This is a genomic window from Streptomyces sp. BRA346 (assembly GCF_052851135.1).
The window spans coordinates 129,162-153,421 of sequence record NZ_JAIWIH010000038.1 but is presented as its reverse complement, the minus strand read 5'-3'; the positions used below and the strand labels follow the sequence as shown (position 1 = coordinate 153,421).

Sequence of the window (24,260 nt, the reverse complement as noted above, 5' to 3'; positions counted from 1 at the left end):
GCGGCCCGCTAAGCAGAAGGCGTACGGCACGCATGGGGTCAGGTTACCGCAGGACACCGAGGACCCGCATCGAGGTAGTACGCGGGCGGGGAGCAGGCGGGGAATGGAGAAGCGGGCCGTCCGCATCGGACGGCCCGCTCCTGGGATTGTGGAGCTAAGGAGAATTGAACTCCTGACCTCCTGCATGCCATGCAGGCGCTCTACCAACTGAGCTATAGCCCCAGGTCTTGCTGTTCCGCCCGGTTCCCCTCGGCGGCATCGCCTACATTACACGGACGCCCCGGGCTTTAGCCAAATCGATTGCCGCGGGGTCCTGCCCCGAGCCCCTCACGCCGTCGCGAACGAGTAGAAACGCTTCAGCGTGCAGTGCTCTTCGAGGAGCCGACCGTAGATCGGCTCGCCCTCCAGCTCCCGGTACGTCTCGATCGGGTCGCCCTTGATGATCAGCGCCTGGGCGCACTCCGCGCACCAGTACTGATAGTCGGAGTTGAGCGGCTCCATGTCGCGGACGATGGGTGTGCCGCCGCCGCACCAGTCACATTTCCGGCTGTGTGCTCCCATGTCACTCAGCTCCAGCTGTGGCCGCAGGCCGTACACACGTAGGAAACACCGCCGTTGTCACCGAGTACCTGAGCCACGTTGCCGGAGCCGCAGGACGGGCATTCGATGCCCTCCCGAGCTGTCTCGGAAAGGTCCTCGAACGCGTCGAGGATGCTGGTCGGCATCCCACCCGTCCCTCCCCATCGGACTATCGGCCCTGCGCCCCCGCCGGCGGTCCGATTCTGCCACGGGGCGACGCCCAGGTCAGCGGAGATGCAACAGACGCCTCACCAGACTCACAAGCGCCCCGCACACCGCCACTTCCGCCGAGCTCACGCGCTCGGCGCGGTGTCGTCCAACCTACCCAGGAAGATCGCACCGAACCCAGCCACCCCGGCGACAGGCCGAGTTGAGCCGACGTCAACGGGGGGCGGTCACGAGCGAGACGGGTCACCGCGCACAAAAGCGGCGATCCCGCCTCCCTCACCGGGAGACGGGATCGCCGCCATCTGTGGAGCTAAGGAGAATTGAACTCCTGACCTCCTGCATGCCATGCAGGCGCTCTACCAACTGAGCTATAGCCCCGCTGCTCTCCGCGCCGCTGCGCTTCGAACAAGAAGGAGCTTAGCCGGTGACCAGCCGGAAAAGGAAATCGAGCCGGGAGGGGTCTGCTGGTCGTCGCCTAGGCGTCGTCGCCGAGGACGGGCTCGGGGAGGGATCCGGCGTTGTGCTCCAGGAGCCGCCAGCCGCGCGCGCCCTCGCCCAGCACCGACCAGCAGCAGTTCGAGAGGCCGCCGAGCGCCTCCCAGGTGTGCGACTCCAGGCCGAGCAGCCGCCCGATCGTGGTGCGGATCGTGCCGCCGTGGCTGACCACCACGAGCGTGCCGCCGTCGGGCAGCTTCTCGGCGGCTTCCTGCACGACCGGCGCCGCCCGGTCGGCGACCTCGGACTCCAGCTCGCCGCCGCCGCGCCGCACGGGCTCGCCGCGCTTCCACGCCGCGTACTGCTCGCCGAACCGCTCGATGATCTCCTCGTGCGTGAGCCCCTGCCACTCACCGGCGTAGGTCTCCCGCAACCCGGCGTAGTGGTCGACCGTGAGCCCGGTCACGGCCGCCAGCTCGGCGGCGGTCGCCATGACTCGCTTCAGGTCGGAGGCGATGATCGCGTCCGGCCGCAGTCCGGCCAGCAGCCGGGCCGCGCGGTGGGCCTGCGCGACGCCGGTGTCGGTCAGCTCGATGTCCAGGGAGCCCTGGAAACGGCGCTCGATGTTCCAGGCCGTCTGGCCGTGCCGCCACAGGACTATGCGGCGGCCGCGGCCGCTCATGGTGCCGTTCAGCTCAACTCACCGCCCGCACCGCCGTCCGGGCCCTGGGCCTGCGCGTACTCCTCCGCCTTGCCGCGGGTGGCCTGGGCGTCGGCGGGCAGCTCCAGCTGCGGGCAGTCCTTCCACAGCCGCTCCAGGGCGTAGAAGACCCGCTCCTCGCTGTGCTGCACGTGCACCACGACGTCCACGTAGTCCAGCAGCACCCAGCGGGCCTCGCGGTCGCCCTCGCGGCGGACCGGCTTGGCACCGAGGTCCTTGTTCAGCCGCTCCTCGATCTCGTCGACGATCGACTTCACCTGGCGGTCGTTGGGCGCCGAGGCCAGCAGGAAGGCGTCGGTGATCGAGAGCACGTCGCTGACGTCGTACGCGATGATGTCGTGCGCGAGCTTGTCGGCGGCCGCCTGGGCGGCGGCGTTGATGAGCTCGATGGAGCGGTCCGTGGCGGTCACAGGCGAGGCTTTCCGGTCGGTGGGGACCCTCAGGGTCTGGCACCCCAAGGGTCTCACGCCCCACCGTCACGGCTCTCGGCCATTCCCCCGTGACCACCGTGACTCTCCTGACTCTTCCGGCTCCCCCGCCGCCCGTGGCGCCCGGACGTGACGCACGGCCGCCCGTGATGCCAGGGCCGCCCCGCGGGCGCGGTCAGCCCTGGTGGTCGTAGTCCGCGCCGAGGACCACCGTCACGTCCGCGTTGGCGGCGCCCTTGCCCTTGGTGACCGAGGTCGCGGGCAGTCCGAGGGTCTTGGCGACCTCCTTGGCCTGTCCGGCCTGCTCGGCGTCCGCGTACGTCACCCGCGAGGTCTGCTGCGGAGTGCCGCCCTCGGTGGCGGCGACGACCGTGAAACCGCCGTTGACCAGCGCGACCCGGGCGGCGCCCGAGGCGTCCTTGCCCCCGCCGGCGCTGGTCACGCTCACCCGTGCCGCGGAGCCCGGCTCGGTGTTCTTCACCGTGCCACCGAGGACGCTCTTGACCACCCGGTCCGTCGCCCGGCTGCTGAGCGTCCCGTCGCCCTGGATCGGCAGCGTCATCGTGTCGTAGTCGCCGCCCTTGGCCTGCCCGGCGAGCCGCGCCAGCGAGGCGCCGAGCTGCTGCTCGGACAGCGACGGGTCGGGGATCTGCGCCAGCTGCTCGACGGTCTTGGTGGCGCCATCGGTGTCGCTGGAGACCTTCTTCAGGGTGGCGTCCATGACCTGGCCGAACCGCGCGAGCTGCTTGGTCTGCGCCTCGCCCGGGGCCCGGTAGGTGGCGTACGCCACAGCCGCCTGACCGCTCAGCACCTGCTCCTTGCCCCGCTTGACCAGCGGGCTCTCGCCCTTCCGGGCGGACGGGACGGTGGTGTCGGTGTCCAGGGTGATGCCGCCGACCAGCTCGACGAGGTTCTCCAGATAGGGCGTGTCCAGCCGCCAGGTGCCCTGGATCTTCGAGCCCAGCAGGGTGGACAGGGACTCCCGGGTGGCGTCGGAACCCTCGTCGGTCACCGACTTGCCGAGCGTGGTGGAGCCACCGTCCTCGGTGGAGACGGACAGCGCGTTCGGCAGCAGGACGGTGGTGCCCTTCTTGGTGGTCTCGTTGTCCACCAGCAGCGCGGTGGACGTACGGCCGCCCTTCAGCTCGCGCAGATGGACGACGATCACGTCCCGCTTCTGCGCGCCACCGGCCGCCGCCTGGGCATCGCCGTCGGCGGAGAGACCGGGCAGCTTGCCCGCGTACCAGAGGTAGCCGACCCCGCCCACGGCGGCCAGGACCAGCACCACGACGAGCGCGACGAACCGGTTGCGGCCCTTGCGGCGGCGCTCGTCACGCCGCTCGGAGCGGGTCTCGGCGAACTTCAGCCAGTCGATGACGTCTTCGGAGTCCTCGTCGGGGTCCTCGACGAAGGAGAACTGCTCGGTGCGGTACGCCTCGCCCTCCGCGTCCGGGCCGGACTTCCCCGCGCCACCGGCCCCGCCGGGAGCCGGGGCAGGAGCCGCGGCCGGGGCGCCGGAGGACGGCTCCTGCCGGTCCAGCTCGGCCAGCTCCTCGTACGGGTTCGGCTCGTCATCCTCGGGCGCGGCGGGCCGGGCGGACTGCGCGGGCGCCGCGTAGTCGTAGCCCTGCTGGACGTACTGCCCCTGCTGTCCCTGCTGCTGGACGTACTGCTCCTGCTGCCCCTGCTGCGGATAGGGCTGCTGCTGTCCGTAGTACGGGTCGTACGGCTGCGTCTGCGGATGCTGCGCCGGGGCCTGCTGCGCCTGCTGGGCGGCCTGGCCGTACGGGTCGTACCCGTAGCCGTAGCCGTCCTGCTGCCCCTGCTGCTGCCCGTAGTACGACGACGGGTCGTAACCCTGCGGCTGGTACACCGGCTGCCCATAGGCGTCGTAGCCGTAGATCTGCGGCTCCTGGGCATACGGATCCCGCGCGTACGGGTCGTACGGGTCCTGTCCGTCGTTCACCGGTACCCCTTCAGCAGTCGTGCCGGTACAGCTCTCGCTTGTCGATGTACCGCACCACACCGTCCGGCACCAGGTACCAGACGGGTTCGCCGTGTGCGACACGCGCCCGGCAGTCCGACGACGAGATCGCCAGCGCCGGCACCTCGACCAGCGACACCCCGCCCTCCGGCAACCCCGGGTCGGCCAGTATGTGCCCGGGCCGCGTCACGCCGATGAAGTGGGCGAGCGAGAACAGCACTTCGGCATCGCGCCAGGTGAGGATCTGGGCGAGCGCGTCCGCTCCGGTGATGAAGAACAGGTCCGCGTCACCGTTCAGCGCGCGCAGATCCCGGAGCGTGTCGGTGGTGTACGTCGCACCGCCGCGGTCGATGTCGATGCGGCTGACCGAGAACTGCGGATTCGACGCGGTCGCGATGACCGTCATCAGATAGCGGTCCTCGGCCGGGGAAACCTTTTTGTGGCTCTTCTGCCACGGCTGCCCGGTCGGCACGAACACGACCTCGTCCAGGTGGAACTGCGCCGCCACCTCGCTCGCCGCGACCAGGTGACCGTGATGGATCGGGTCGAACGTCCCGCCCATCACACCGAGCCGCCGCTTGGCCGGCCCCTTCTCCTCTTCCATGCGTGCAGACCCTACTGGGCCCGGCTCGAAACCGGGGCCCGAAGAGGCAACGGCCTTGAGGTCAGCGGTCCCGGTTGAAGCGCGTGGTGATCCACAGCAACAGGAACAGGATGACGAGAGCCGCACCACCGGTCATGAAGGGGCTGATGCTCGGGTGAGTATCGGTGTGGTGCTCACCGCCCTCGGCCGCGAGGGTGGTCAGGGCGGCATGTGCGGTGCTGAAAGCGCTCATCGCAGGCGATACCTATCCGGGTCTCGGCGTCACGTCACGTCCGCAACATCGTATGCGAGCCGGATTCCGGGCTTGCTCTCAGTCCGCCCTTGAGCCCGCTCTCAGTCCTGTTTGTACCCGCGCAGCAGGAACCAGGCGACCAGGACGGATCCCACGACGCCGACGACGATGACGGTGCGCAGCAGCGCTCCCGGCCCCTGGTCCTTGGAAGTGGCGGCGAGCACGGCGGTGAGGCCAGTCATATCGGGCATGTCTCCACGCTAGCCCCCTGCCGTGCAGGGCCTAAGGTGGGGTCCGCCAGGGGGACGGGCACGACCGAGGCAGTCCGGCGAAACAGTCCGCACGAGGGGGACCAATGAGCGACAGCCATACGCACGGGACCGGCGGCGACGGGAGCGGCACCGGAGAGGGACGTGAGCATGTGCCCAGCCGCGAGAGGCGGCGCTTTCCGGGCATTTCCTCGCGGGCGTACGAGCATCCGGCCGACCGCTCGGCGCTGGTCGCGCTGCGCAAGCTGACCGGCTTCGACACCGTCTTCAAGGCGCTGAGCGGGCTGCTGCCCGAGCGCAGCCTGCGGCTGCTGTACCTGTCCGATTCGGTGCGGGTGAGCGACCGGCAGTTCGCCCATCTCCACGACATGCTGCGGGACGCCTGCTACATCCTCGACCTGGAGCAGGTCCCGGCGATGTACGTCACCCAGGACCCGAAGCCGAACGCGATGTGCATCGGCATGGACGCGCCGATCATCGTGCTGACCACCGGGCTGGTGGAGCTGCTCGACGAGCAGGAGATGCGGGCGGTCATCGGCCACGAGGTGGGCCACGCGCTGTCCGGGCACGCCGTCTACCGGACGATACTGCTGTTCCTGACCAACCTCGCGCTGAAGGTCGCCTGGATCCCGCTCGGCAATGTGGCGGTACTGGCCCTGGTGACGGCGCTGCGCGAGTGGTTCCGCAAGTCGGAGCTGTCGGCGGACCGGGCGGGGCTACTGGTCGGGCAGGATCTGCGGGCCTCGATGCGCGGGCTGATGAAGCTCGCGGGCGGCCACCATCTGCACGAGATGAACGTGGACGCCTTCCTGGAGCAGGCCGAGGAGTACGAGAACAGCGGCGATCTGCGGGACTCCGTACTCAAGATCCTGAACATGCTGCCGCGCAGCCACCCGTTCACCACCGTGCGCGCCGCCGAGCTGAAGAAGTGGGCCGCGAGCCGGGACTTCCAGCGGCTCATGGACGGCCACTACCCGCGCCGCGAGGAGGACAAGGACACCTCGGTCGGCGACTCCTTCCGGGAGTCGGCGAGCCACTACGCGGAGTCGGTCCGCACCAGCAAGGACCCGCTGATCGCGTTCGTACGGGACGTGGCGGGCGGCGCCGGGGACCTGGGCAGCAAGCTGCGCGACCGGTTCACGGGCGGCGGCAGGCCGGGCGGGGACACCACCGAGGGCACGCCCCCGCGGGACGGTCAGGAAGGCCGGGACGGCGGGGAGGGCCGGGACGACCACGACGGCCGGGAGGGTTCCGAGGGGGACGGACCGCCCCGCTCCTGAGGGTCTACGGGCTGGTGGGCTGCGTGCCCGGGGAGAGCACGCCGCAGAGGGAGACCGGGGTACGGCCCGGGGCGTAGGGGTCGGTGCCCATCGGGGAGTCGTTCCGGACGGTCTGCCCGGCCACCAGCGGCCGCAGATAGCCGGCGGCGTTCGCGGAGCACGCCTGCGGGCCCGCCAGCACGGAGCTGTGCACCAGCTCCACCCGGTGGTCGCGCAGATCGCTGCGGTCGAAGCGGAACCGGGTCTCCCGGCGCACCGTGTACAGCGAGGCGTGGTCCGGGGCCCGCTCGTGGGCCCGCTGGATCGCGTAGACGAAGACGTGGTCGGCGCTGACCTCCAGGGTCGAGGGGGTGCGCTCGACGACCGTCAGCGTGCCGCGCACCCGCACCGGGGCGTTGGCCAGCGTCACCTCGGCCGGGTTGAAGCGAGTCAGCCAGCCGGTGGCCGCATGGCGGCCGTCGTCGACCGGGTGTTCGAAGCTCTGGTCGAACTGGATCTGCTGGGCGGGGTCGAGCAGCAGCCGCACCGTCTGCACCGGGCCGCCGGTGAGCACACCCGGGTCGAGGGCGGACTTCACCACGTAGTCCTTGGCCGTGGTGAGCGCCGTCATCACCTGGCTCTCCGAGAACCCCTGGGTGCGCCGCACGGCGGGCAGGGTGACCCCCTCGGCGCCGACGCGGAACTGGGCGGCCGGGCTCTCCCGGAACAGCTCCGCGGGCCGCCCGCCGGGCACCTCACCGCGCGGCGAGAGCGGCACCACGCTGCTGCGCAGCGGCTCGACGGCCTGCGGCTCGGGGGCCTGGTAGGGGTGGCGTACGCCCATGTAGACGGCCGCCGCGAAGGCGAAGGCGATCAGCAGGACGAGGACGACGGCCTGCCGCGACGCCCCGGCGCGGGCCCAGGCGTGGCGGGCGCGCACCGCGCGGGAGTGGTCGTCCATGCGCTCCTGGGCGGAGAATTCCTGGAGCCGGGCAGCACGAACGAAGGACTCGTCGAACACGACGGAGCGGTACTCGTCCTCACCACCTCCCGGGACGCCCTCGGGTGTCCCCTCGGGAGGGTCTCCACGCCCGGTCATACCTCAAGAGTAGGTCGCCGGGGGCAGCGGTAAACGCCGTGGTACTCCACAACTTCACGCACAGTGCGGAGGAAACGCCGCATAGGGCGCGACGTGCTAAGGGGTGTCTTGTCGGTCAGGCCGGATCAGCGAGCGGCGCGCTGCGTGCGACGAGCGCGGGGCCGCGAGGTGCCGCCCGCCGCGGCAGCGGCTGATGTCACAGCGGCGTCGGGAGCCCGGCATGACCGGCAAGACACCTCCTACGGGAATGTGACGGGGGATGTGACGGACGACGCCGTCACGGAGTGCGCGGCACGATGGAGGCGGGCGGTGCCTCGCGCTCGGCAGCCCTGGACGGCATGGACGGCACGCTGCCCGGCCGCCCCGCGGGCGTGCCGTCGACCCCGCTGGTGGCGGGCGGCGGGGTCGGGTCCTGCCGGTTGCCCGAGGTGCCGCGGTAGACCGCCGTGAAGGCCAGCGCGACCACCCCGATGCCCATCAGGACGGCCAGCAGCCAGGCCACGGGGCGGTGCCAGCGGGCATGGCCGCGGTAGGGCCGCCCGGCGCTCCCGTAGCGCCCGTACGGGCCGTAGGCGCCGTCGAACTCGCGGCCCGGGCCGAAGCGGCCGTCCGGGTCGGCATAGTCGTCGTACGGGCCGTCCCCGAACTCGGCCTCCGGACCGTACGCGTCGTCGAACAGCTCGTCCTCGGGGGACACCCCGGCCCTGCTGCGCCGGGACGCCTCGGCCTCGGCGCGGGCCTGCGCGGCGGCCAGCATCCGCTCGATGGCGGTGGGTTCATGGATGACGGCGGACCGTACGAAGTCCTCGTCGAACACCACGGTGGCGAACTCGTCGTTCGCCTCTCCGTGGCTGCGCTCGTCGGGCTCGTCGCCGTCCGGGAACGGCTTGCCCCCCACGTCGTCCGGCACCCATTCAGAGTAGACCGGACGGGTCAATTTGGGCAGGGCAAAATGGCATTCGGGGGAAGATCCACCCGTTGACCTCCGGATTCGACCATCCCCCGAACGGGTGACTCAGCGCGTGTGTCCGTCGCCGGTGACGATGTACTTGGTCGACGTCAGCTCGGGCAGTCCCATCGGGCCCCGGGCGTGGAGCTTCTGGGTGGAGATGCCGATCTCGGCGCCGAAGCCGAACTGGCTGCCGTCCGTGAAACGCGTGGACGCGTTCACGGCGACCGTGGTGGAGTCCACCAATTGGGTGAAGCGGCGGGCGGCCGCCTGCGACGTCGTGACGATGGCCTCGGTGTGACCGGAGGACCACAGGCCGATGTGGGCCACCGCGGCCTCCAGGGAGTCCACGACCGCCGCGGCGATGTCGTACGACAGGTACTCGGTCTCCCAGTCCTCCATCGCCGCCGGGACGACCGTGGCCTTCGTCCCCTCGGCCTCTGCCAGCGCCTGCACCCGCTCGTCGGCGTGCACCGTGACACCGGCCGCCGCCAGCGCCTCCAGGGCGCGCGGCAGGAACTCCGCGGCGATGTCCTGGTGCACCAGCAGCGTCTCCGCCGCGTTGCACACGCTGGGGCGCTGGGCCTTGGAGTTCACCAGGATGTCCACGGCCATGTCGAGGTCGGCCTGCGCGTCCACGTAGACATGGCAGTTGCCGGTGCCGGTCTCGATGACCGGAACCGTCGACTCCTCGACCACCGTGCGGATGAGCGAGGCACCGCCGCGCGGAATCAGCACGTCCACCAGGCCGCGGGCGCGCATCAGCTCGCGCACCGACTCCCTGCTCTCGCCCGGCACCAACTGAATGGTGTCCGCGGGCAGTCCGGCGCCGCCGACGGCGTCGCGCAACACCTTCACCAGCGCGCTGTTCGAGTGGTACGCCGACGAAGAGCCGCGCAGCAGGACGGCGTTGCCCGACTTCAGGCACAGCGCGGCGGCGTCCACGGTGACGTTCGGGCGGGCCTCGTAGATGATGCCGACGACACCCAGCGGGACGCGCACCTGGCGCAGGTCGATGCCGTTGGGCAGCGTCGAACCGCGCACCACCTCGCCGACCGGGTCCGGCAGCGCGACCACGTCGCGGACATCGGAGGCGATGGCCCGCACCCGCTCCGGGGTGAGGGTCAGCCGGTCGACGATCGCCTCGCTCGTGCCCGCCTCCCGGGCCCGCTCCACATCGGTGGCGTTGGCCTCGACGATCTCCTTCGTCCGCACCTCCAGCGCGTCGGCCATCGCCAGCAGCGCGTCGTCCTTGAGGGCGCGCGGCAGCGGGGCGAGGTCGACGGCCGCGGCGCGCGCCCGGTAGGCGGTCTGGAGCACCGGGGACTTCGGCCAGGGGTCGGTGAGCGGCGAGGTGGGTGCGCTGGTCATGCAAGCAGCCTACTGAGCCGAGCGCGGCGACCCGATGGGTATTCCGCCCTTCGAGATGGTCTTCTCACATCTCGAATCAGAAGGGGTGCACACCCACCGGGGACGCCGGTGGCGGCCCGTATCCCTCCGCGATGCGCTGGTGATAGGTATCACGGTCGATGACCTCGAGCCCCACGATCTCCCAAGGCGGCAGCTTGGCCGTGGAACGGTGCTCGCCCCACAGCCGCAGCGCCACCGCCGCCGCGTCGTGCAGATCACGCGCCTCTTCCCAGTAGCGGATCTCGGCGTGATCGTTGGCGTAGCGGCTGGTCAGCAGGAAGGGGTGGTCATGGGCCAGCTGCTCCAGAGCGCGCCGGACCTCCCGCAGCGGCGCCTCGGCACCCGAGACGCTCAGCGTGATGTGCCACAGCCGGGACACCTCGACGCGTCGCTTGCCCTGCGTCGGCGCGTCCTCCGTCCCGGCATCGCCCGTCCCGGCGCCGTTCGCACCGACACCGTTCAACCCGACACTGGTCAGGGTGCGCTCCGCCGCCCCTCGGGGCGGCGCCCCCGGGCGCCCTCGTCTCACCGGCGGCCTCCTGTAGCTCGCTGCTCCGCTCACGCGCGGGCGGAGCACTGTGGCGGTGGTGCTTGGCTGTACCTCCACCGCGGGCCCGCTGCCCGCGCGACCCCGTTGAACAAAGTTGACCAGTCCTCGCGCGGCGGCGGGGCGTTTTTGCGGAAGGTAAGCCCTCCTTTTTTGGGACTCGGGTCGCCTCCGGGGCGCGAAGGCGACCCGAGCGGAGTGTCATCCGTGGCGGTGGAGCACCACCAGGTCATCCCGGTGCACGACCTCGCGCTCGTACGCGGGGCCCAGCTCGCGGGCAAGGTCACGGGTCGACCGGCCGATCAGCCGGGGGATCTCCTTGGCGTCGAAGTTCACCAGTCCGCGGGCCACCGCGCGGCCCTCGGTGTCGCGCAGCTCGACCGGGTCCCCGGCGGTGAACTCGCCCTCCACCGCCGCGATCCCCGCCGGCAGCAGCGAGGTGCGGCGCTCCACGACGGCCCGCACCGCCCCGTCGTCCAGGGTGAGCGCGCCGCGGGGTTCCGAGGCGTGGGCGAGCCACAGCAGGCGATCGGCCGAGCGGCGGCCGGTGCGGTGGAAGTACGTACCGGTGTGGCGGCCCAGCAGGGCGTCCCCGGCCCGGCTGGCGGAGGTGAGCACCACGGGGACCCCGGCCGCGGCGGCGATCCGGGCGGCCTCGACCTTGGTGACCATGCCGCCGGTGCCGACCCCGGAGCGGCCCGCGCTGCCGACCGTGACCCCGGCGAGGTCCCCGGGGCCCTTGACCTCGTCGATGCGCGAGGTGCCGGGGGTCCTGGGGTCGCCGTCGTACAGCCCGTCCACATCGGAGAGCAGCACCAGCAGATCGGCCCGTACGAGATGGGCGACCAGGGCCGCGAGCCGGTCGTTGTCCCCGAACCGGATCTCGTCGGTGGCCACGGTGTCGTTCTCGTTGACGATCGGCAGGGCGCCCATGGCCAGCAGCTGGTCCAGGGTCCGGGTGGCGTTGCGGTAGTGGGCGCGGCGGCTGGTGTCGTCCGTGGTGAGCAGCACCTGGCCGACCCGGCGCCCGTAGCGCGCGAAGGAGGCGGTGTAGCGGGCCACCAGCAGGCCCTGTCCGACGCTCGCGGCGGCCTGCTGGCGGGCGAGGTCGCGGGGACGCCGCTCCAGGCCCAGGGGGGCGAGTCCGGCGGCGATGGCCCCGGAGGAGACCAGGACTATTTCCTTGCCGTCCCCGGCCCCGCCCGCGTCCTGGCCGAGCACCTTCGCGAGCACGTCCACCAGCGCGTCAACCCGGTCCGCGTCCAGCCCTCCGGCCGCCGTGGTGAGGGAGGACGAACCGACCTTGACCACGATCCTGCGGGCCGCGGCCACCTCGTCCCGTACCGCCGACCCGTCCTGCTCTGCCACGCCTCTCCCCTGCTCATCCCGGGCTCGTCCCCGGCTCTCACGCGCACCTGCGCACCTCGCGGAAAGCGGAAACGCGTGTCCTGCACACTCACATCATGACAAGGGGGCAATCTACGTGAGCCGGGCCCATGGCCGCCCGGCCATTTCGCCGCGGCGATCGCCGCGACCGCCGCGACCATCGTGAACGCAGTGGCCGACACCCGGGGCCTCAGGTCTCAGGAAGATCGCGGAGAGATCACCGTGAGATGGCGGCGCGGCCCCGTGGAATCGTTTGAACCCGATTCGAGGCGGTTGGCACCTGCGCGGATTGTCACCGGGCCAGACGGCGGCATACGGTCAGGGGTCCCCCCAGTCGTCCACCGCCCTCCCGCCAGGAGCCCAACCCGTGCCCTCTGCCGGATTCGCCCCACGCCGGGTCGTACAGCTCACGGCGCTGCTCGCCATGGTGGTGTTCTTCACCACACAGCTCGTCGGCGCCGTGCTCCCGAACGTACCGCTCTTCATCGCCGCCTCGGCGTGCGGCCTCGCCCTCGATCTCTTCCTTCAGCAGAAGCAGCCCGGTCTGCTGTCGCTGCTGGGCAAGGTCCGCTTCGACATCACGGTGCGCCAGCTGTTCCGCGACATGCTCATCATGGTCGGGCTGCTGCGGATCGAGGGAATCAATCCGCTGCACGAGCAGGCACCGCTGACCGTGGGGCTGCTGCTCTTCTACGTGGTGCACTTCGCCTGCCAGGCCGCCGCGATAATGGTGCGCCGCACCCGGCAGCTGCCGTTCGTCACGCGCAACATCGACGCGTCCGCGCTGCGGCTGAGCGAGGCCCCGCCGCGGTTCTTCTCCCGCCAGCACGGCCGCCGGATCCTGCGGCTCGCCACCCCGGCCACCGCCGGGCTGCTGCTCACGGCCGGCACCAAGAACGGTGTCTGGGGAGCCGTCGGCCTCTCGACCGCCCTGCTCATCGGCATCGCCGGAACCGTCCACCTGGCCACCTGGCTGCTGCCGCGCAAGCGGGTGGTGAACGAGGCGAAGGCCCTGGAGTGGCTCGACACGTGGCTGGCCGAGTACCAGCCGACCGTGGGCATGTACTTCTCCGGCGGCACCAGCTCCGCGTACCAGGCGAACATGTGGCTCTCCACGCTCGCCTCGCTCGAGGGCAACCCCATCATCGTGCTGCGCGAGCGGTTCATGGTGCAGAAGATCGACGCGACGGACATCCCGATCGTCTGCCTCCCCAAGGTCGCCCACCTGATGCGCATCGAGCACTCGACGCTCAAGGTGCTGCTGCACCCGGCCAACTCGGGCAAGACCTCGCAGGTGCTGCGCATCCCCTCGATCAAGCACGCGTTCATCAACCACGGCGAGAGCGACAAGCTCTCCAGCTGCAACCCGTACGCCAAGGCGTACGACGAGGTGTGGGTCGCGGGCCCGGCCGCGCGCGACCGCTACCAGCTCGCCGACATCGGCGTCGAGGACAAGGACGTCGTGGAGGTCGGCCGTCCGCAGCTGGCGCCGATCCGCCCCTACGCGGGCGCCCCGACCGGCGAGTACACCACCGTGCTGTACGCGCCGACCTGGGAGGGCTGGGACGGCAACCCCGGCAACACCTCGGTCATCCTGGCCGGTGAGAACATCGTCCGCGAGCTCCTCGACGACCCCAAGGTGCGCCTGCTGTACAAGCCGCACCCGATGACCGGTTCCGTCGACCGGCGGGCCGGGCGCGCCAACGACCGCATCAAGGCCATGATCGCCGAGGCGAACGCCAAGCGCGGCGGGGCCCGTCCGCCCGCCGAGGCCGCGACCGAGCTGACCCGGCGCGCCGAGGAGCTGAACCAGCTCACCAGCACGTCCTTCCGCCGCAGCGCGGACGAGATCGAGCGCATGAAGCTCCAGGGCACCCCGGACGACAACCGCGCCGCGGGTGTGGCGGCGGCCACCGCCGCCTGGGAGAGCGCCTACTGGGCGTCGCTGCCGGAGTGGGAGCACCAGGTCGTCACCGGTCCGCGCCCGGCCATCTTCACCTGCTTCAACCAGGCCGACGTGCTGATCAGCGATGTGTCGAGCGTCGTCTCGGACTACCTGACGAGCGAGAAGCCGTACGCGGTGGCCAACACCAGCGGACTGACCGAGGAGGAGTTCCGGGCGAACTTCCCGACGGTGCGCGCCGCCACGATCCTCACGCCCGAGGCGTCGGAGGTTCCGGAGCTGCTGGAGGCCGTCCGCGAGCCCGAGAAGGACACCCTCGCCCCGGCCCGCGCCGAGCTGAAGGTGCACCTGCTCGGCCCGTCCGACCCGCCGTCCCTGGTGCGCTTCGACCAGGCCGCGCAGACGCTGTGCCGGAAGGCCGACGAGCGGCGGGCGCGGATGGCCACGCGGCTGGCCGACGAGATCCCGTCGCAGCGGGAGGCCCAGGACGCGGCCGAGGAGACGGAGATGGAGGCCGGACCGTCGGAGCCGGAGGAGACGGCGACGGTCTGAGCACCGCCGGCTTACGCGTAAGGGCCCGGGAGCATCGCTCCCGGGCCCTTTTGCCGTCCGGCAGGTCCGTCGCGGCCGAGAGGGGCCGCCAGGGCCCGTGACGGGGGCTTGCCCGCCCCGTCACGGGCCCTGGAAACCTAGAACGGCTTGAACGACTCGTACTCCTCGTCCGCGTCGTCCCGCTCCGCGTCCCGGTCGCGGCGCCGCTGCGCCGCCGGGCGGGGCGCCTCGAAGCGGTGGTCCTCACCGCGGCGGCCCAGCATCTCGGCGCCCGCCGCCAGCGTCGGCTCCCAGTCGAAGACGACCGCGTTGTCCTCGGGGCCGATGACGACCTCGTCGCCCGCGCGGGCGCCCGCCTTCACCAGCTCCTCCTCGACGCCGAGGCGGTTCAGCCGGTCGGCGAGATAGCCGACGGCCTCGTCGTTGTTGAAGTCGGTCTGGTGGACCCAGCGTTCGGGCTTCTCGCCCACGACGCGGTAGAAACCGTCCTCGGCGACGACCTTGAAGCCCGCGTCGTCGACGGCCTTCGGGCGGATGACGATCCTGGTCGCCTCCTCCTTCGGCTTGGCCGCGCGCGCCTTCCCGACGATGTCCGCGAGGGCGAACGACAGCTCCTTGAGGCCGAGGTGGGCGATCGCCGACGCCTCGAAGACCTGGTAGCCGCGGGCCTCCAGGTCGGGGCGGATGATGTCGGCGAGGTCCTTGCCGTCGGGGATGTCGACCTTGTTGAGGACGACGAGGCGGGGCCGGTCCTCCAGACCGCCGTACTCGGCGAGTTCGGCCTCGATGACGTCGAGGTCGGTCAGCGGGTCGCGCTCGGACTCCAGGGCCGCGGTGTCCAGGACGTGCACCAGCACCGAGCAGCGCTCGACGTGGCGCAGGAACTCCAGGCCGAGGCCCTTGCCCTGGCTGGCGCCCGGGATCAGGCCGGGCACGTCCGCGATGGTGTAGACGGTCGAACCGGCCGTCACCACGCCGAGGTTGGGCACCAGGGTGGTGAAGGGGTAGTCGGCGATCTTCGGCTTGGCGGCCGAGAGCACCGAGATCAGCGACGACTTGCCGGCGCTGGGGTAGCCGACGAGGGCCACGTCCGCGACGGTCTTCAGCTCCAGGACGACGTCCCCGGCGTGACCGGGCTCGCCCAGCAGCGCGAAGCCGGGGGCCTTGCGGCGGGCCGAGGCGAGGGCCGCGTTGCCGAGGCCGCCGCGGCCGCCCTGGGCGGCGATGTAGGTGGTGCCCTCGCCGATCAGGTCGGCCAGGACGTTGCCCCGCTTGTCGAGGACGACGGTGCCGTCCGGGACCGGCAGGACCAGGTCGCTGCCGTCCTTCCCGGAGCGGTGGCCGCCCTCGCCGGGCTTGCCGTTGGTGGCCTTGCGGTGCGGGCTGTGGTGGTACTCGAGCAGCGTGGTGACCGACTGGTCGACGACCAGGATCACATCGCCGCCCCGGCCGCCGTTACCGCCGTCCGGGCCGCCGAGCGGCTTGAACTTCTCGCGGTGCACGGAGGCGCAGCCGTGGCCTCCGTTACCCGCGGCGACGTGCAGCTCGACGCGGTCCACGAAGGTGGTCATGACGGGTGCCTCCAGATACGTACGGGGTCGGGGGTGTCGTCGTTACGTGCGTAACCTGCGTAACGCGCCGAGGGCGGACCCGCTTCCCCGTCACGGGAAAGAGCGGTCCGCCCTCGGAAAGGTGTGTGGCGTCGTGCCGGGGCCGAGATTACTCGGCGACCGGAACGATGTTCACGACCTTGCGGCCACGGTGGGTGCCGAACTGCACCGCACCGGCGGCCAGCGCGAACAGCGTGTCGTCGCCGCCGCGGCCGACGCCCGTGCCCGGGTGGAAGTGCGTGCCGCGCTGGCGGACCAGGATCTCACCCGCGTTGACGGCCTGGCCGCCGAAGCGCTTGACCCCGAGCCGCTGGGCGTTGGAGTCGCGACCGTTCCGAGTGGACGATGCGCCCTTCTTGTGTGCCATGTCTCCTCAGTCCCTTACTTCGCAGCCGAGTCGATGCCGGTGATCTTCAGCGCGGTGTGCAGCTGGCGGTGGCCGATCCGCTTACGGTAACCGGTCTTGTTCTTGTACTTCAGGATGTCGATCTTGGCACCCTTGTGGTGGTCGACGACCTCGGCGTGAACCTTCACACCGGCCAGCACCCACGGGTCGCTGGTGACGGCATCGCCGTCGACGACGAGCAGAGTCGAGAGCTCGACGGTGTCGCCGACCTTGCTGGTTCCGATGCGGTCGACCTCGATGACATCGCCCACGGCCACCTTCTGCTGGCGGCCGCCGGTGCGCACAATTGCGTACACGCGGTTCTCACTCTCTCGCTAGTAAACGGACCTCTGATGCCAGCCGCTCCACATGACCCCACGAAGGTCATGACAACCGAGTGATGCGATGCGATGCACCATGCGATTCAGCATCGGCCGAGCGGCCTCTCCCACGGACGGGAGGGATGTGCTCAGGGGTTTGGCGTCAAGACGCCGAGGGTCAAGGTTACCAGAGCCCGGAGGGCACCTACGCACGTGCGCAGGTGCCCTCCGTCGCCGTTCCGTCCCGCTCAGTCGTCGGCGGCGGCCGAGACCGACTGCGGCGTCTGCTGCTCCGCCGCCGCGGTCTTCTTCGACGCCGTCTTCTTGGCGGTCGTCTTCTTCGCCGTCGTCTTCTTCGCGGTCGTCTTCTTGGCCGCGGTCGTCTTCGACGCGGTCTTCTTCGCGGCGGTCTTCTTGGCGGCCGTCTTCTTCGCCGGCGCCTTCTTGGCGGCCGTCTTGCGGGCCGTCTTCTTCGCCGGTGCCTTGGCCTCGCCGTCGGCCGCGGCCTCGCCGTCGGCCGTGTCCTCGGCCACGACCTCACCGTCGGCGGACGCCGCCGACCCGGCAGCCTCCGGCTTCGGCTCCCCGGCCGCGGCGCCGACGACCACCACGGCGGCGGCGTCGGAGCCCGTGGGCGAGCCCGCCGGGGCGGACACCTTACGGGTCGCCCGGCGGCGCGCACGCGGCGCGGGAGCGGCCTCCGGCTCGGCGGCCGCCTCCGGCTCCGGGGCGGAAGCGGCGGCCTCGGGCGCCTCGGCGGGCGCCTCCGGCTTCGGCTCGTCCGCCCTGACCACCACGGCCTCCGGCTGCTCGGCGCTCTTCGGGGCGCCCGCCGGGGCGGACACCTTGCGGGTCGCCCGGCGGCGCGTACGCCCACGGCTCGCGGCGGCCTCGGCCTCGGCGGCGCTGCTGTACAGCTCCTCGTCGGCCGCGAAGACCGGCTCCGGCAGGGCCTTCGGCGCCGCGACCTCCGCCGCGATCTCCTCGGCGGCCTCGACGACCGTCTCGGCCTCGGCCACGGCGGCCTCCTCCGGCGCGGGCGCCTGCTGGCCGCCGGACTTCTTCTTCTTGCGCTTGCCGCCACCACCGCCGCCGGCCACCGTCGGCTGGTCCATGTGGACGATCACGCCGCGGCCGTTGCAGTGGACGCAGGACTCGGAGAACGACTCCAGCAGGCCCTGGCCGACCCGCTTACGGGTCATCTGCACCAGGCCGAGCGAGGTGACCTCCGCCACCTGGTGCTTCGTACGGTCCCGGCCCAGGCACTCCAGCAGCCGCCGCAGCACCAGATCGCGGTTGGACTCCAGCACCATGTCGATGAAGTCGATCACGATGATGCCGCCGAGGTCGCGCAGCCGCAGCTGGCGCACGATCTCCTCGGCCGCCTCCAGGTTGTTCCTGGTGACCGTCTCCTCCAGGTTGCCGCCCTGGCCGGTGAACTTGCCGGTGTTGACGTCGACCACGACCATCGCCTCGGTCCGGTCGATCACCAGGGAGCCGCCGCTGGGCAGCCAGACCTTGCGGTCCAGCGCCTTCATCAGCTGCTCGTCGATCCGGTACGTGGCGAAGACGTCGACGTCCGAGTTCCACTTCTGGAGCCGGTCGACGAGGTCGGGCGCGACGTGCGAGACATAGCCGTGGATGGTCTGCCAGGCGTCCTCGCCGCTCACGATGACCTTGGAGAAGTCCTCGTTGAAGATGTCGCGGACGACCCGGACGGTCATGTCCGGCTCGCCGTAGAGCAGCGTCGGCGCGTTGCCGCTCTTCGCCTTCTTCTTGATCTCTTCCCACTGCGCCTGGAGCCGCTGGACGTCGCGGGCCAGCTCGTCCTCGCTCGCGCCCTCCGCGGCGGTGCGGACGATCACGCCGGCGTCCTCGGGGACGATCTTCTTGAGGATCTGCTTCAGCCGGGCGCGCTCGGTGTCGGGCAGCTTGCGGCTGATGCCCGTCATGGAGCCCTCGGGGACGTACACCAGGTAGCGGCCGGGCAGGGAGACCTGGCTGGTCAGCCGGGCGCCCTTGTGGCCGATCGGGTCCTTGGTGACCTGGACGAGCACGGACTGCCCGGACTTCAGGGCGGTCTCGATGCGGCGCGGCCCGTTGGACAGCCCCAGCGCCTCGAAGTTGACCTCGCCCGCGTACAGCACGGCGTTGCGGCCCTTGCCGATGTCGACGAAGGCGGCCTCCATCGACGGCAGCACGTTCTGGACCTTGCCCAGGTAGACGTTGCCGACGTAGCTGGTGGCCTGCTCCTTGTTGACGAAGTGCTCGACGAGGACGTTGTCCTCCAGCACGCCGATCTGGGTGCGCTCGCCGTTCTGCCGGACGACCATCACCCGCTCGACCGCCTCGCGGCGGGCCAGGAACTCGGCCTCGGTGATGATCGGCACCCGGCGGCGACCCTGCTCGCGGCCCTCTCGGCGGCGCTGCTTCTTCGCCTCCAGGCGCGTCGACCCCTTGATCGACTGGACCTCGTCGGAGCTCGTCTCTTCCTTCTTCCGGGGCTCGCGGACCTTGACGACCGTGCGCTCCGGGTCGTCACCGCCCGACTCACCCTCGGCGGCGTCCCCGCTGCGACGGCGGCGACGGCGGCGGCGACGGCTGCTGCTGGAGCTGCCACCGCCGGACTCACCGGCCTCGGCGGTCTCCTCCTCGGCGGCGCCCGGCTCCTCGCCGGTCTCGCCCTCGGACGGCGCCTCGTCCTCGTACGCCGCGCCGTCCTCGCCCTCGGAGCGGCCCTCGCCCTCGGCGTCGGCGGCCTCGCCCCGGCGGCGGCGACGGCCGCCACGGCGACGGCGGCGGGCCGGGCGGTCACCCGACTCCTCGTCGCCCTGCTCGCGGTCGGCCTGGCGGCCGTCCTGTTCGGCGTCCTCGGCGGCAGCGGCCGGCTCCTCGGCCTCCGCCGGGCGCTGCTCCTCGGCGGGCTCGCCCCGGCGGCGCCGACGGCGGCGGCTGCCCGCGGCGGGGGCCGCCACCGGCTTCTCCTGCTCTTCGACCTCTTCGGTCTCGTCGGCCTCTTCCAGGGCGGCGGCGGCCTCGGCGGCGGCGCTCTCCGGGGTCTGGAAGACCGGCTCGGTGAAGACCGGCGCCTGGAAGACCGCCGTCGGCGGGCGCACCGCCCGGCGGCGGCCGCCACGCGGCGCGGGCTCCTGCTCGCCCTCGGGCTCGGCGGCCTCCGCGGTCCCGGCCTGCGGCTCGGGCTGCTCCTCGGCGGCGGCCGTCTTGCGCGTGGCGCGGCGGCGGGTCCGGGCGCGCGGCGCCTCCTCGGCGCCCTCCTCCTCCGCCGCGGGGGCTTCGGGGGTCGCGGGCTCGGCGGCGGGCTCTGCCGCGGCCTCGGCCTCGGCGGCGGCCGCCTTACGGGTCGCACGGCGGCGGGTACGCGGCGCCGGAGCGGCCTCGGCTGGGGCCTCCGCGGAGGCCTCGGCCTCGACGGCCGCGTGCTCCGCGGGGGCGGTCTCCTCGGCGCTCGGCTCGTCGGCGGCGGCCTCCGGCGCACCGGCCGGGGCGGTCGCCTTACGGGCGGCCCGGCGGCGCGTACGGGCACGGGGCGCCTCGTCGGCCGGGGCGTCGGCTGCGACTGCGGCTGGGGCGGTGTCCTCGTCGCCACTGCCACCAGCGGCCGCCGTAGACGACGCGTCCACGTCGGCGGGCTCCGTCTGCGGGGCGCCCTCCGGAGCGGCGGTCTTGCGCGTGGCCCGGCGGCGCGTACGGGCCGGCGGGGCGGGCTCGGCGGCGGCCTCGGTCTCGGCGGCCGCGGCCCCGGTCGGTTCCGCGGCGGCGGGCTCCTCCGCCGTCACCACCGTCTCGGCGGCCTGCGGCGCTCCGGCCGGGGCGGTCGCCTTGCGGGTGGCCCGGCGGCGCGCACGGGCGGGCGGAGCGGGCTCGGCGGCGGGCTCCGGCGCGGCAGTCGGAGCCTCGGCGGGCTCGGACGGCTCGGCGGCGGTGCCCTGGACGGCCTCCGCCGGAACCACGGTCTCCGCGGCCTCCGGCGCACCCGCCGGTGCGGCGGTCCTGCGCGTGGCCCGGCGGCGCGCACGGGCGGGCGGAGCGGCGGAAGCGGTGTCACCGTCGGAGACCTCGGAGGCGGCGGACGCCTCGGCGGCGGCCACGGCGGCACCGGCGGCGATCGACTCGGCCGGTATGGCCGGGACGGCGGGCGTGGTCACCTCGGCGCCGCTCGCGGCGCCCACCGGCGGACCGGCAGGGCGGGAGGCCGCACGGCGGCGGCGCGGCGGCAGGGTGTCGCTGGGTGAGGTGGAATCCCCGGCGGCAGCGGCGCGCGGCGCGGCTTGTGCCTGGGACTGGATAGGTTCGGTCGGCTCAATGGGCTCGAGCATGCGGGCGGTTCTCCCGTCACGCTCCCGGGCGCCGCGCCTGCTTCCGGCCGGGCCCCGCGCGCTGCGCGGGTTCCGCCGTCCGGGGCGCGGGCGCCGCACGGGAGCTGTCGTATCGCTCGCCGGGCCGGTTTTCAGGGCCGGGACCGGCGAAAGTCTCCTGGTCAGTGCGCCTGCCGGACCCGGGTGGCTCCCAAGTGCCTGGGCGGCGCATCGACGGCGGTCCTTACGCGGAACCTTCCGGCGCCGCCATCGCGGCGGTCAGCTCGGCGGCCGTGGGTGGGGCGGCCTGAACTGCCTCGCGATCGGGCGCGAGCGGGTCGGTCACCGTGCCGGACTCCTCATCGAGCAGCCCCTGCGCCAGCCTGGTCACCGCTGCGGGGACCGGCGGCGCCAGGTCGGCCGTAGCGCGGAGACCGGACAGGACGTCGTCGGGTCGCACGGCAGGTGTCAGATGCCGTACTACCAGCCGCAGTATCGCACAGCCACCCTCGCCAGGCCTATCGCCCCGACCTGCGGACGCTTCCAGACGTGCCACCGCGGCGCGGGCGTCGAAGGTGCGCATGCCGTTTTTCGTCCGGCGCTCGACCTCGACGGTCTCGGCCTCCAGGAAGGCCGCCACGGCCCGTTCGGCCTCCGCAGGGGCGACCCGGTCGAGCCGGATCTCCCATACGGACGCCTGGAGCCGGTCGGCGAGCCCGGAGGTGCGGGCCTCGACGGCGTCGGTGATGTCGAGCCCGGCGGGCAGCGACTCGTCGAGCAGCGCCCGCAGCGTCTCGGGGTCCCGCGCCTCGGTGAGCTGGATCTCCAGGTACTCGGCCTCACTGCCGGTGCCGGTGGGTGCGGCATTGGCGTACGACACCTTGGGGTGCGGGGTGAAGCCCGCCGAGTACGCCATGGGCACCTCGGCGCGGCGCAGCGCCCGCTCGAAGGCGCGCTGGAAGTCGCGGTGGCTGGTGAACCGGAGGCGGCCGCGCTTGGTGTAACGCAAACGGATGCGCTGCACCGCGGGTGCGGGCGGCGGGCCTTCGGGCTGTCGCTTGCCCAGGGGACTGTCTCCTTGTGCTTCTTCGCTTGTCGGCGCACGGGCCTGAGGGGCCCGTGCGCCTTCCAGCGTACTTTGTGACCGGCCGGTTGCCCGAGGGCTACTTCACGACCGAGAGCGGCAGCAGCTTGCGGCCGGTGGGACCGATCTGGATGGACGTGTCCATCTGCGGGCAGACGCCGCAGTCGAAGCAGGGGGTCCAGCGGCAGTCCTCGACCTCGGTCTCGTCGAGCGAGTCCTGCCAGTCCTCCCACAGCCAGTCCTTGTCGAGACCGGAGTCGAGGTGGTCCCAGGGGAGGACCTCCTCGTAGGTGCGCTCGCGGGTGGTGTACCAGTCGACGTCAAGACCGACGTCGGGCAGGGTGCGCTCGGCGCACTCCATCCAGCGGTCGTAGGAGAAGTGCTCGCGCCAGCCGTCGAAGCGGCCGCCGTCCTCGTAGACGGCGCGGATGACCGCGCCCACCCGGCGGTCGCCGCGCGACAGCAGGCCCTCGACGATGCCGGGCTTGCCGTCGTGGTAGCGGAAGCCGATCGAGCGGCCGTACTTCTTGTCGCCGCGGATCCGCTCGCGCAGCTTCTCCAGCCGGGCGTCCGTGTCCTCGGCGCTCAGCTGCGGCGCCCACTGGAACGGGGTGTGCGGCTTGGGGACGAATCCGCCGATCGAGACGGTGCAGCGGATGTCGTTCTTGCCGGACACCTCACGGCCCTTGGCGATCACCTTGGTCGCCATCTCGGCGATCTGGAGCACGTCCTCGTCGGTCTCGGTCGGAAGACCGCACATGAAGTACAGCTTCACCTGCCGCCAGCCGTTGCCGTACGCGGTCGACACCGTACGGATGAGGTCCTCTTCCGAGACCATCTTGTTGATGACCTTGCGGATGCGCTCGGAGCCGCCCTCGGGGGCGAAGGTGAGGCCCGAGCGGCGGCCGTTGCGGGTCAGCTCGTTGGCCAGGTCGATGTTGAAGGCGTCCACCCGGGTCGACGGGAGGGACAGGCCGATCTTGTCTTCCTCGTACCGGTCGGCGAGGCCCTTGGCGATGTCGCCGATCTCGGAGTGGTCGGCGGAGGAGAGCGACAGCAGGCCGACCTCCTCGAAACCGGTGTTCTTGAGGCCCTTGTCGACCATCTCGCCGATGCCCGTGATGGAGCGCTCGCGCACCGGGCGGGTGATCATGCCCGCCTGGCAGAAGCGGCAGCCGCGGGTGCAGCCGCGGAAGATCTCCACCGACATGCGCTCGTGCACGGTCTCGGCGAGCGGTACGAGCGGCTGCTTCGGGTACGGCCACTCGTCGAGGTCCATGACCGTGTGCTTGGAAACGCGCCACGGCACGCCCGAGCGGTTCGGCACGACGCGGGAGATGCGGCCGTCGGCCAGGTACTCCACGTCGTAGAACTTCGGCACGTAGATGCTGCCGGTGCGGGCGAGGCGGAAGAGCAGCTCGTCGCGGCCGCCCGGGCGGTCCTCGGCCTTCCAGGCGCGGATGATCTCGGTCATCTCCAGGACGGCCTGCTCGCCGTCGCCGATCACCGCGCAGTCGATGAAGTCCGCGATGGGCTCCGGGTTGAACGCGGCGTGGCCGCCCGCGACCACGACCGGGTGGTCCACGGTGCGATCGGCGGCGTCCAGCGGGATACCGGCGAGGTCGAGCGCGGTGAGCAGGTTGGTGTAGCCCAGCTCGGTCGAGAAGGAGACGCCGAAGACGTCGAAGGCGGACACCGGGCGGTGCGCGTCCACGGTGAACTGCGGCACCTGGTGCTCGCGCATCAGCTCTTCGAGGTCCGGCCAGACGCTGTACGTCCGCTCGGCGAGCACGCCCTCGCGCTCGTTGAGCACCTCGTAGAGGATCATGACGCCCTGGTTGGGCAGCCCGACCTCATAGGCGTCCGGGTACATGAGCGCCCAGCGGACATCGCAGGAGTCCCACTCCTTGACCGTGGAGTTCAGCTCGCCGCCCACGTACTGGATCGGCTTCTGCACATGGGGGAGCAGGGCCTCAAGCTGTGGGAAGACCGACTCGACAGACATCAGTAACCTTCGTGC

The 24,260-nt window shown here is 71.9% G+C and carries 21 protein-coding genes and 2 tRNA genes; 2 read left to right on the top strand and 21 right to left on the bottom strand.

Features of this window, described 5'->3' with window-relative positions:
- Positions 1-149: 149 nt before the first annotated feature.
- From LCH29_RS34940 to LCH29_RS34895, 10 genes are all read right to left on the bottom strand, one after another.
- Positions 150-222, bottom strand: a tRNA-Ala gene (locus LCH29_RS34940).
- 105 nt (positions 223-327) lie between these two features.
- Positions 328-561, bottom strand: coding sequence for a hypothetical protein (locus LCH29_RS34935; RefSeq protein ID WP_009717962.1), 234 nt, complete (start codon positions 559-561; stop codon positions 328-330).
- A 5-nt stretch (positions 562-566) separates the two neighbouring features.
- Positions 567-725 carry a hypothetical protein gene (locus LCH29_RS34930; protein ID WP_179934253.1) on the bottom strand — a complete coding sequence of 53 codons (159 nt, stop codon included), beginning with the start codon at positions 723-725 and terminating at the stop codon, positions 567-569.
- Positions 726-1,052: 327 nt separating this feature from the next.
- A tRNA-Ala gene (locus tag LCH29_RS34925) sits at positions 1,053-1,125 on the bottom strand.
- Positions 1,126-1,222: 97 nt separating this feature from the next.
- Positions 1,223-1,864 carry a histidine phosphatase family protein gene (locus LCH29_RS34920; RefSeq protein ID WP_446465689.1) on the bottom strand — a complete coding sequence of 214 codons (642 nt, stop codon included), beginning with the start codon at positions 1,862-1,864 and terminating at the stop codon, positions 1,223-1,225.
- Positions 1,865-1,872: 8 nt separating this feature from the next.
- Complete coding sequence (gene rsfS, locus LCH29_RS34915) at positions 1,873-2,313, bottom strand: ribosome silencing factor (RefSeq protein WP_123101470.1); 441 nt, start codon at positions 2,311-2,313, stop codon at positions 1,873-1,875.
- A 193-nt stretch (positions 2,314-2,506) separates the two neighbouring features.
- Positions 2,507-4,297, bottom strand: a complete 1,791-nt coding sequence (locus tag LCH29_RS34910) for an LCP family protein (protein WP_446465688.1) — start codon at positions 4,295-4,297, stop codon at positions 2,507-2,509.
- Between the two features lie 10 nt (positions 4,298-4,307).
- Complete coding sequence (gene nadD, locus LCH29_RS34905; protein ID WP_446465687.1) at positions 4,308-4,919, bottom strand: nicotinate-nucleotide adenylyltransferase; 612 nt, start codon at positions 4,917-4,919, stop codon at positions 4,308-4,310.
- Positions 4,920-4,980: 61 nt separating this feature from the next.
- Entirely contained in the window at positions 4,981-5,151 is a 171-nt protein-coding gene (locus LCH29_RS34900; protein WP_039938999.1) for a hypothetical protein, read from the bottom strand.
- Between the two features lie 101 nt (positions 5,152-5,252).
- Complete coding sequence (locus LCH29_RS34895; RefSeq protein ID WP_167542520.1) at positions 5,253-5,402, bottom strand: hypothetical protein; 150 nt, start codon at positions 5,400-5,402, stop codon at positions 5,253-5,255.
- Positions 5,403-5,506: 104 nt separating this feature from the next.
- Between LCH29_RS34895 and LCH29_RS34890 the strand changes: the two genes are divergently transcribed.
- Positions 5,507-6,700 carry a M48 family metallopeptidase gene (locus LCH29_RS34890; RefSeq protein ID WP_446465686.1) on the top strand — a complete coding sequence of 398 codons (1,194 nt, stop codon included), beginning with the start codon at positions 5,507-5,509 and terminating at the stop codon, positions 6,698-6,700.
- 4 nt (positions 6,701-6,704) lie between these two features.
- On the opposite strand, the gene LCH29_RS34885 is transcribed toward LCH29_RS34890, so the two are convergent.
- The 5 genes from LCH29_RS34885 to proB all read right to left on the bottom strand — a co-directional run bounded on the left by LCH29_RS34885 (position 6,705) and on the right by proB (position 12,052).
- Positions 6,705-7,778 (bottom strand): SCO2583 family membrane protein, encoded by a 1,074-nt coding sequence (locus tag LCH29_RS34885; RefSeq protein WP_446465685.1) that lies wholly within the window; start codon positions 7,776-7,778, stop codon positions 6,705-6,707.
- A 277-nt stretch (positions 7,779-8,055) separates the two neighbouring features.
- Positions 8,056-8,688 (bottom strand): SCO2584 family spore wall biosynthesis protein, encoded by a 633-nt coding sequence (locus LCH29_RS34880; RefSeq protein WP_446465684.1) that lies wholly within the window; start codon positions 8,686-8,688, stop codon positions 8,056-8,058.
- Between the two features lie 105 nt (positions 8,689-8,793).
- Positions 8,794-10,098, bottom strand: coding sequence for a glutamate-5-semialdehyde dehydrogenase (locus tag LCH29_RS34875; RefSeq protein ID WP_446465683.1), 1,305 nt, complete (start codon positions 10,096-10,098; stop codon positions 8,794-8,796).
- Between the two features lie 76 nt (positions 10,099-10,174).
- Positions 10,175-10,666: a hypothetical protein gene (locus LCH29_RS34870; protein WP_446465682.1), complete on the bottom strand. Its 492-nt coding sequence runs from the start codon at positions 10,664-10,666 to the stop codon at positions 10,175-10,177.
- Between the two features lie 219 nt (positions 10,667-10,885).
- Positions 10,886-12,052, bottom strand: coding sequence for a glutamate 5-kinase (proB, locus tag LCH29_RS34865; protein WP_446465681.1), 1,167 nt, complete (start codon positions 12,050-12,052; stop codon positions 10,886-10,888).
- Positions 12,053-12,437: 385 nt separating this feature from the next.
- Between proB and LCH29_RS34860 the strand changes: the two genes are divergently transcribed.
- Positions 12,438-14,525 carry a hypothetical protein gene (locus LCH29_RS34860; protein ID WP_446465680.1) on the top strand — a complete coding sequence of 696 codons (2,088 nt, stop codon included), beginning with the start codon at positions 12,438-12,440 and terminating at the stop codon, positions 14,523-14,525.
- Between the two features lie 137 nt (positions 14,526-14,662).
- Here the strand turns inward: LCH29_RS34860 and obgE are convergent, their stop codons facing one another.
- From obgE to LCH29_RS34830, 6 genes are all read right to left on the bottom strand, one after another.
- On the bottom strand, positions 14,663-16,096 hold the full coding sequence (gene obgE / locus LCH29_RS34855) for a GTPase ObgE (protein ID WP_446465679.1): 1,434 nt from the start codon (positions 16,094-16,096) through the stop codon (positions 14,663-14,665).
- Between the two features lie 148 nt (positions 16,097-16,244).
- The gene (rpmA, locus tag LCH29_RS34850) at positions 16,245-16,502 is read right to left on the bottom strand and encodes a 50S ribosomal protein L27 (protein ID WP_009717948.1); all 258 of its coding nucleotides are present in this window, start codon (positions 16,500-16,502) and stop codon (positions 16,245-16,247) included.
- A gap of 14 nt (positions 16,503-16,516) precedes the next feature.
- Positions 16,517-16,837 (bottom strand): 50S ribosomal protein L21, encoded by a 321-nt coding sequence (rplU, locus tag LCH29_RS34845; protein ID WP_009717947.1) that lies wholly within the window; start codon positions 16,835-16,837, stop codon positions 16,517-16,519.
- 251 nt (positions 16,838-17,088) lie between these two features.
- A complete protein-coding gene (locus tag LCH29_RS34840; RefSeq protein ID WP_446465678.1) occupies positions 17,089-21,177 on the bottom strand; it encodes an Rne/Rng family ribonuclease in 4,089 nt (1,362 codons plus the stop codon).
- A 223-nt stretch (positions 21,178-21,400) separates the two neighbouring features.
- The gene (locus LCH29_RS34835; RefSeq protein WP_446465677.1) at positions 21,401-22,180 is read right to left on the bottom strand and encodes a TIGR03936 family radical SAM-associated protein; all 780 of its coding nucleotides are present in this window, start codon (positions 22,178-22,180) and stop codon (positions 21,401-21,403) included.
- Positions 22,181-22,319: 139 nt separating this feature from the next.
- The gene (locus tag LCH29_RS34830) at positions 22,320-24,245 is read right to left on the bottom strand and encodes a TIGR03960 family B12-binding radical SAM protein (RefSeq protein WP_446465676.1); all 1,926 of its coding nucleotides are present in this window, start codon (positions 24,243-24,245) and stop codon (positions 22,320-22,322) included.
- Positions 24,246-24,260 lie beyond the last annotated feature (15 nt).

What these genes read in the sequence shown, in the direction of transcription:
- LCH29_RS34935 (WP_009717962.1), bottom strand. Translation starts at nt 561, where the DNA reads ATGGGAGCACACAGCCGGAAATGTGACTGGTGCGGCGGCGGCACACCC.
- LCH29_RS34930 (WP_179934253.1), bottom strand. Translation starts at nt 725, where the DNA reads ATGCCGACCAGCATCCTCGACGCGTTCGAGGACCTTTCCGAGACAGCT.
- LCH29_RS34920 (WP_446465689.1), bottom strand. Translation starts at nt 1,864, where the DNA reads ATGAGCGGCCGCGGCCGCCGCATAGTCCTGTGGCGGCACGGCCAGACG.
- nadD (WP_446465687.1), bottom strand. Translation starts at nt 4,919, where the DNA reads ATGGAAGAGGAGAAGGGGCCGGCCAAGCGGCGGCTCGGTGTGATGGGC.
- LCH29_RS34900 (WP_039938999.1), bottom strand. Translation starts at nt 5,151, where the DNA reads ATGAGCGCTTTCAGCACCGCACATGCCGCCCTGACCACCCTCGCGGCC.
- LCH29_RS34895 (WP_167542520.1), bottom strand. Translation starts at nt 5,402, where the DNA reads ATGCCCGATATGACTGGCCTCACCGCCGTGCTCGCCGCCACTTCCAAG.
- LCH29_RS34890 (WP_446465686.1), top strand. Translation starts at nt 5,507, where the DNA reads ATGAGCGACAGCCATACGCACGGGACCGGCGGCGACGGGAGCGGCACC.
- LCH29_RS34885 (WP_446465685.1), bottom strand. Translation starts at nt 7,778, where the DNA reads ATGACCGGGCGTGGAGACCCTCCCGAGGGGACACCCGAGGGCGTCCCG.
- LCH29_RS34875 (WP_446465683.1), bottom strand. Translation starts at nt 10,098, where the DNA reads ATGACCAGCGCACCCACCTCGCCGCTCACCGACCCCTGGCCGAAGTCC.
- obgE (WP_446465679.1), bottom strand. Translation starts at nt 16,096, where the DNA reads ATGACCACCTTCGTGGACCGCGTCGAGCTGCACGTCGCCGCGGGTAAC.
- rpmA (WP_009717948.1), bottom strand. Translation starts at nt 16,502, where the DNA reads ATGGCACACAAGAAGGGCGCATCGTCCACTCGGAACGGTCGCGACTCC.
- LCH29_RS34840 (WP_446465678.1), bottom strand. Translation starts at nt 21,177, where the DNA reads ATGCTCGAGCCCATTGAGCCGACCGAACCTATCCAGTCCCAGGCACAA.
- LCH29_RS34830 (WP_446465676.1), bottom strand. Translation starts at nt 24,245, where the DNA reads ATGTCTGTCGAGTCGGTCTTCCCACAGCTTGAGGCCCTGCTCCCCCAT.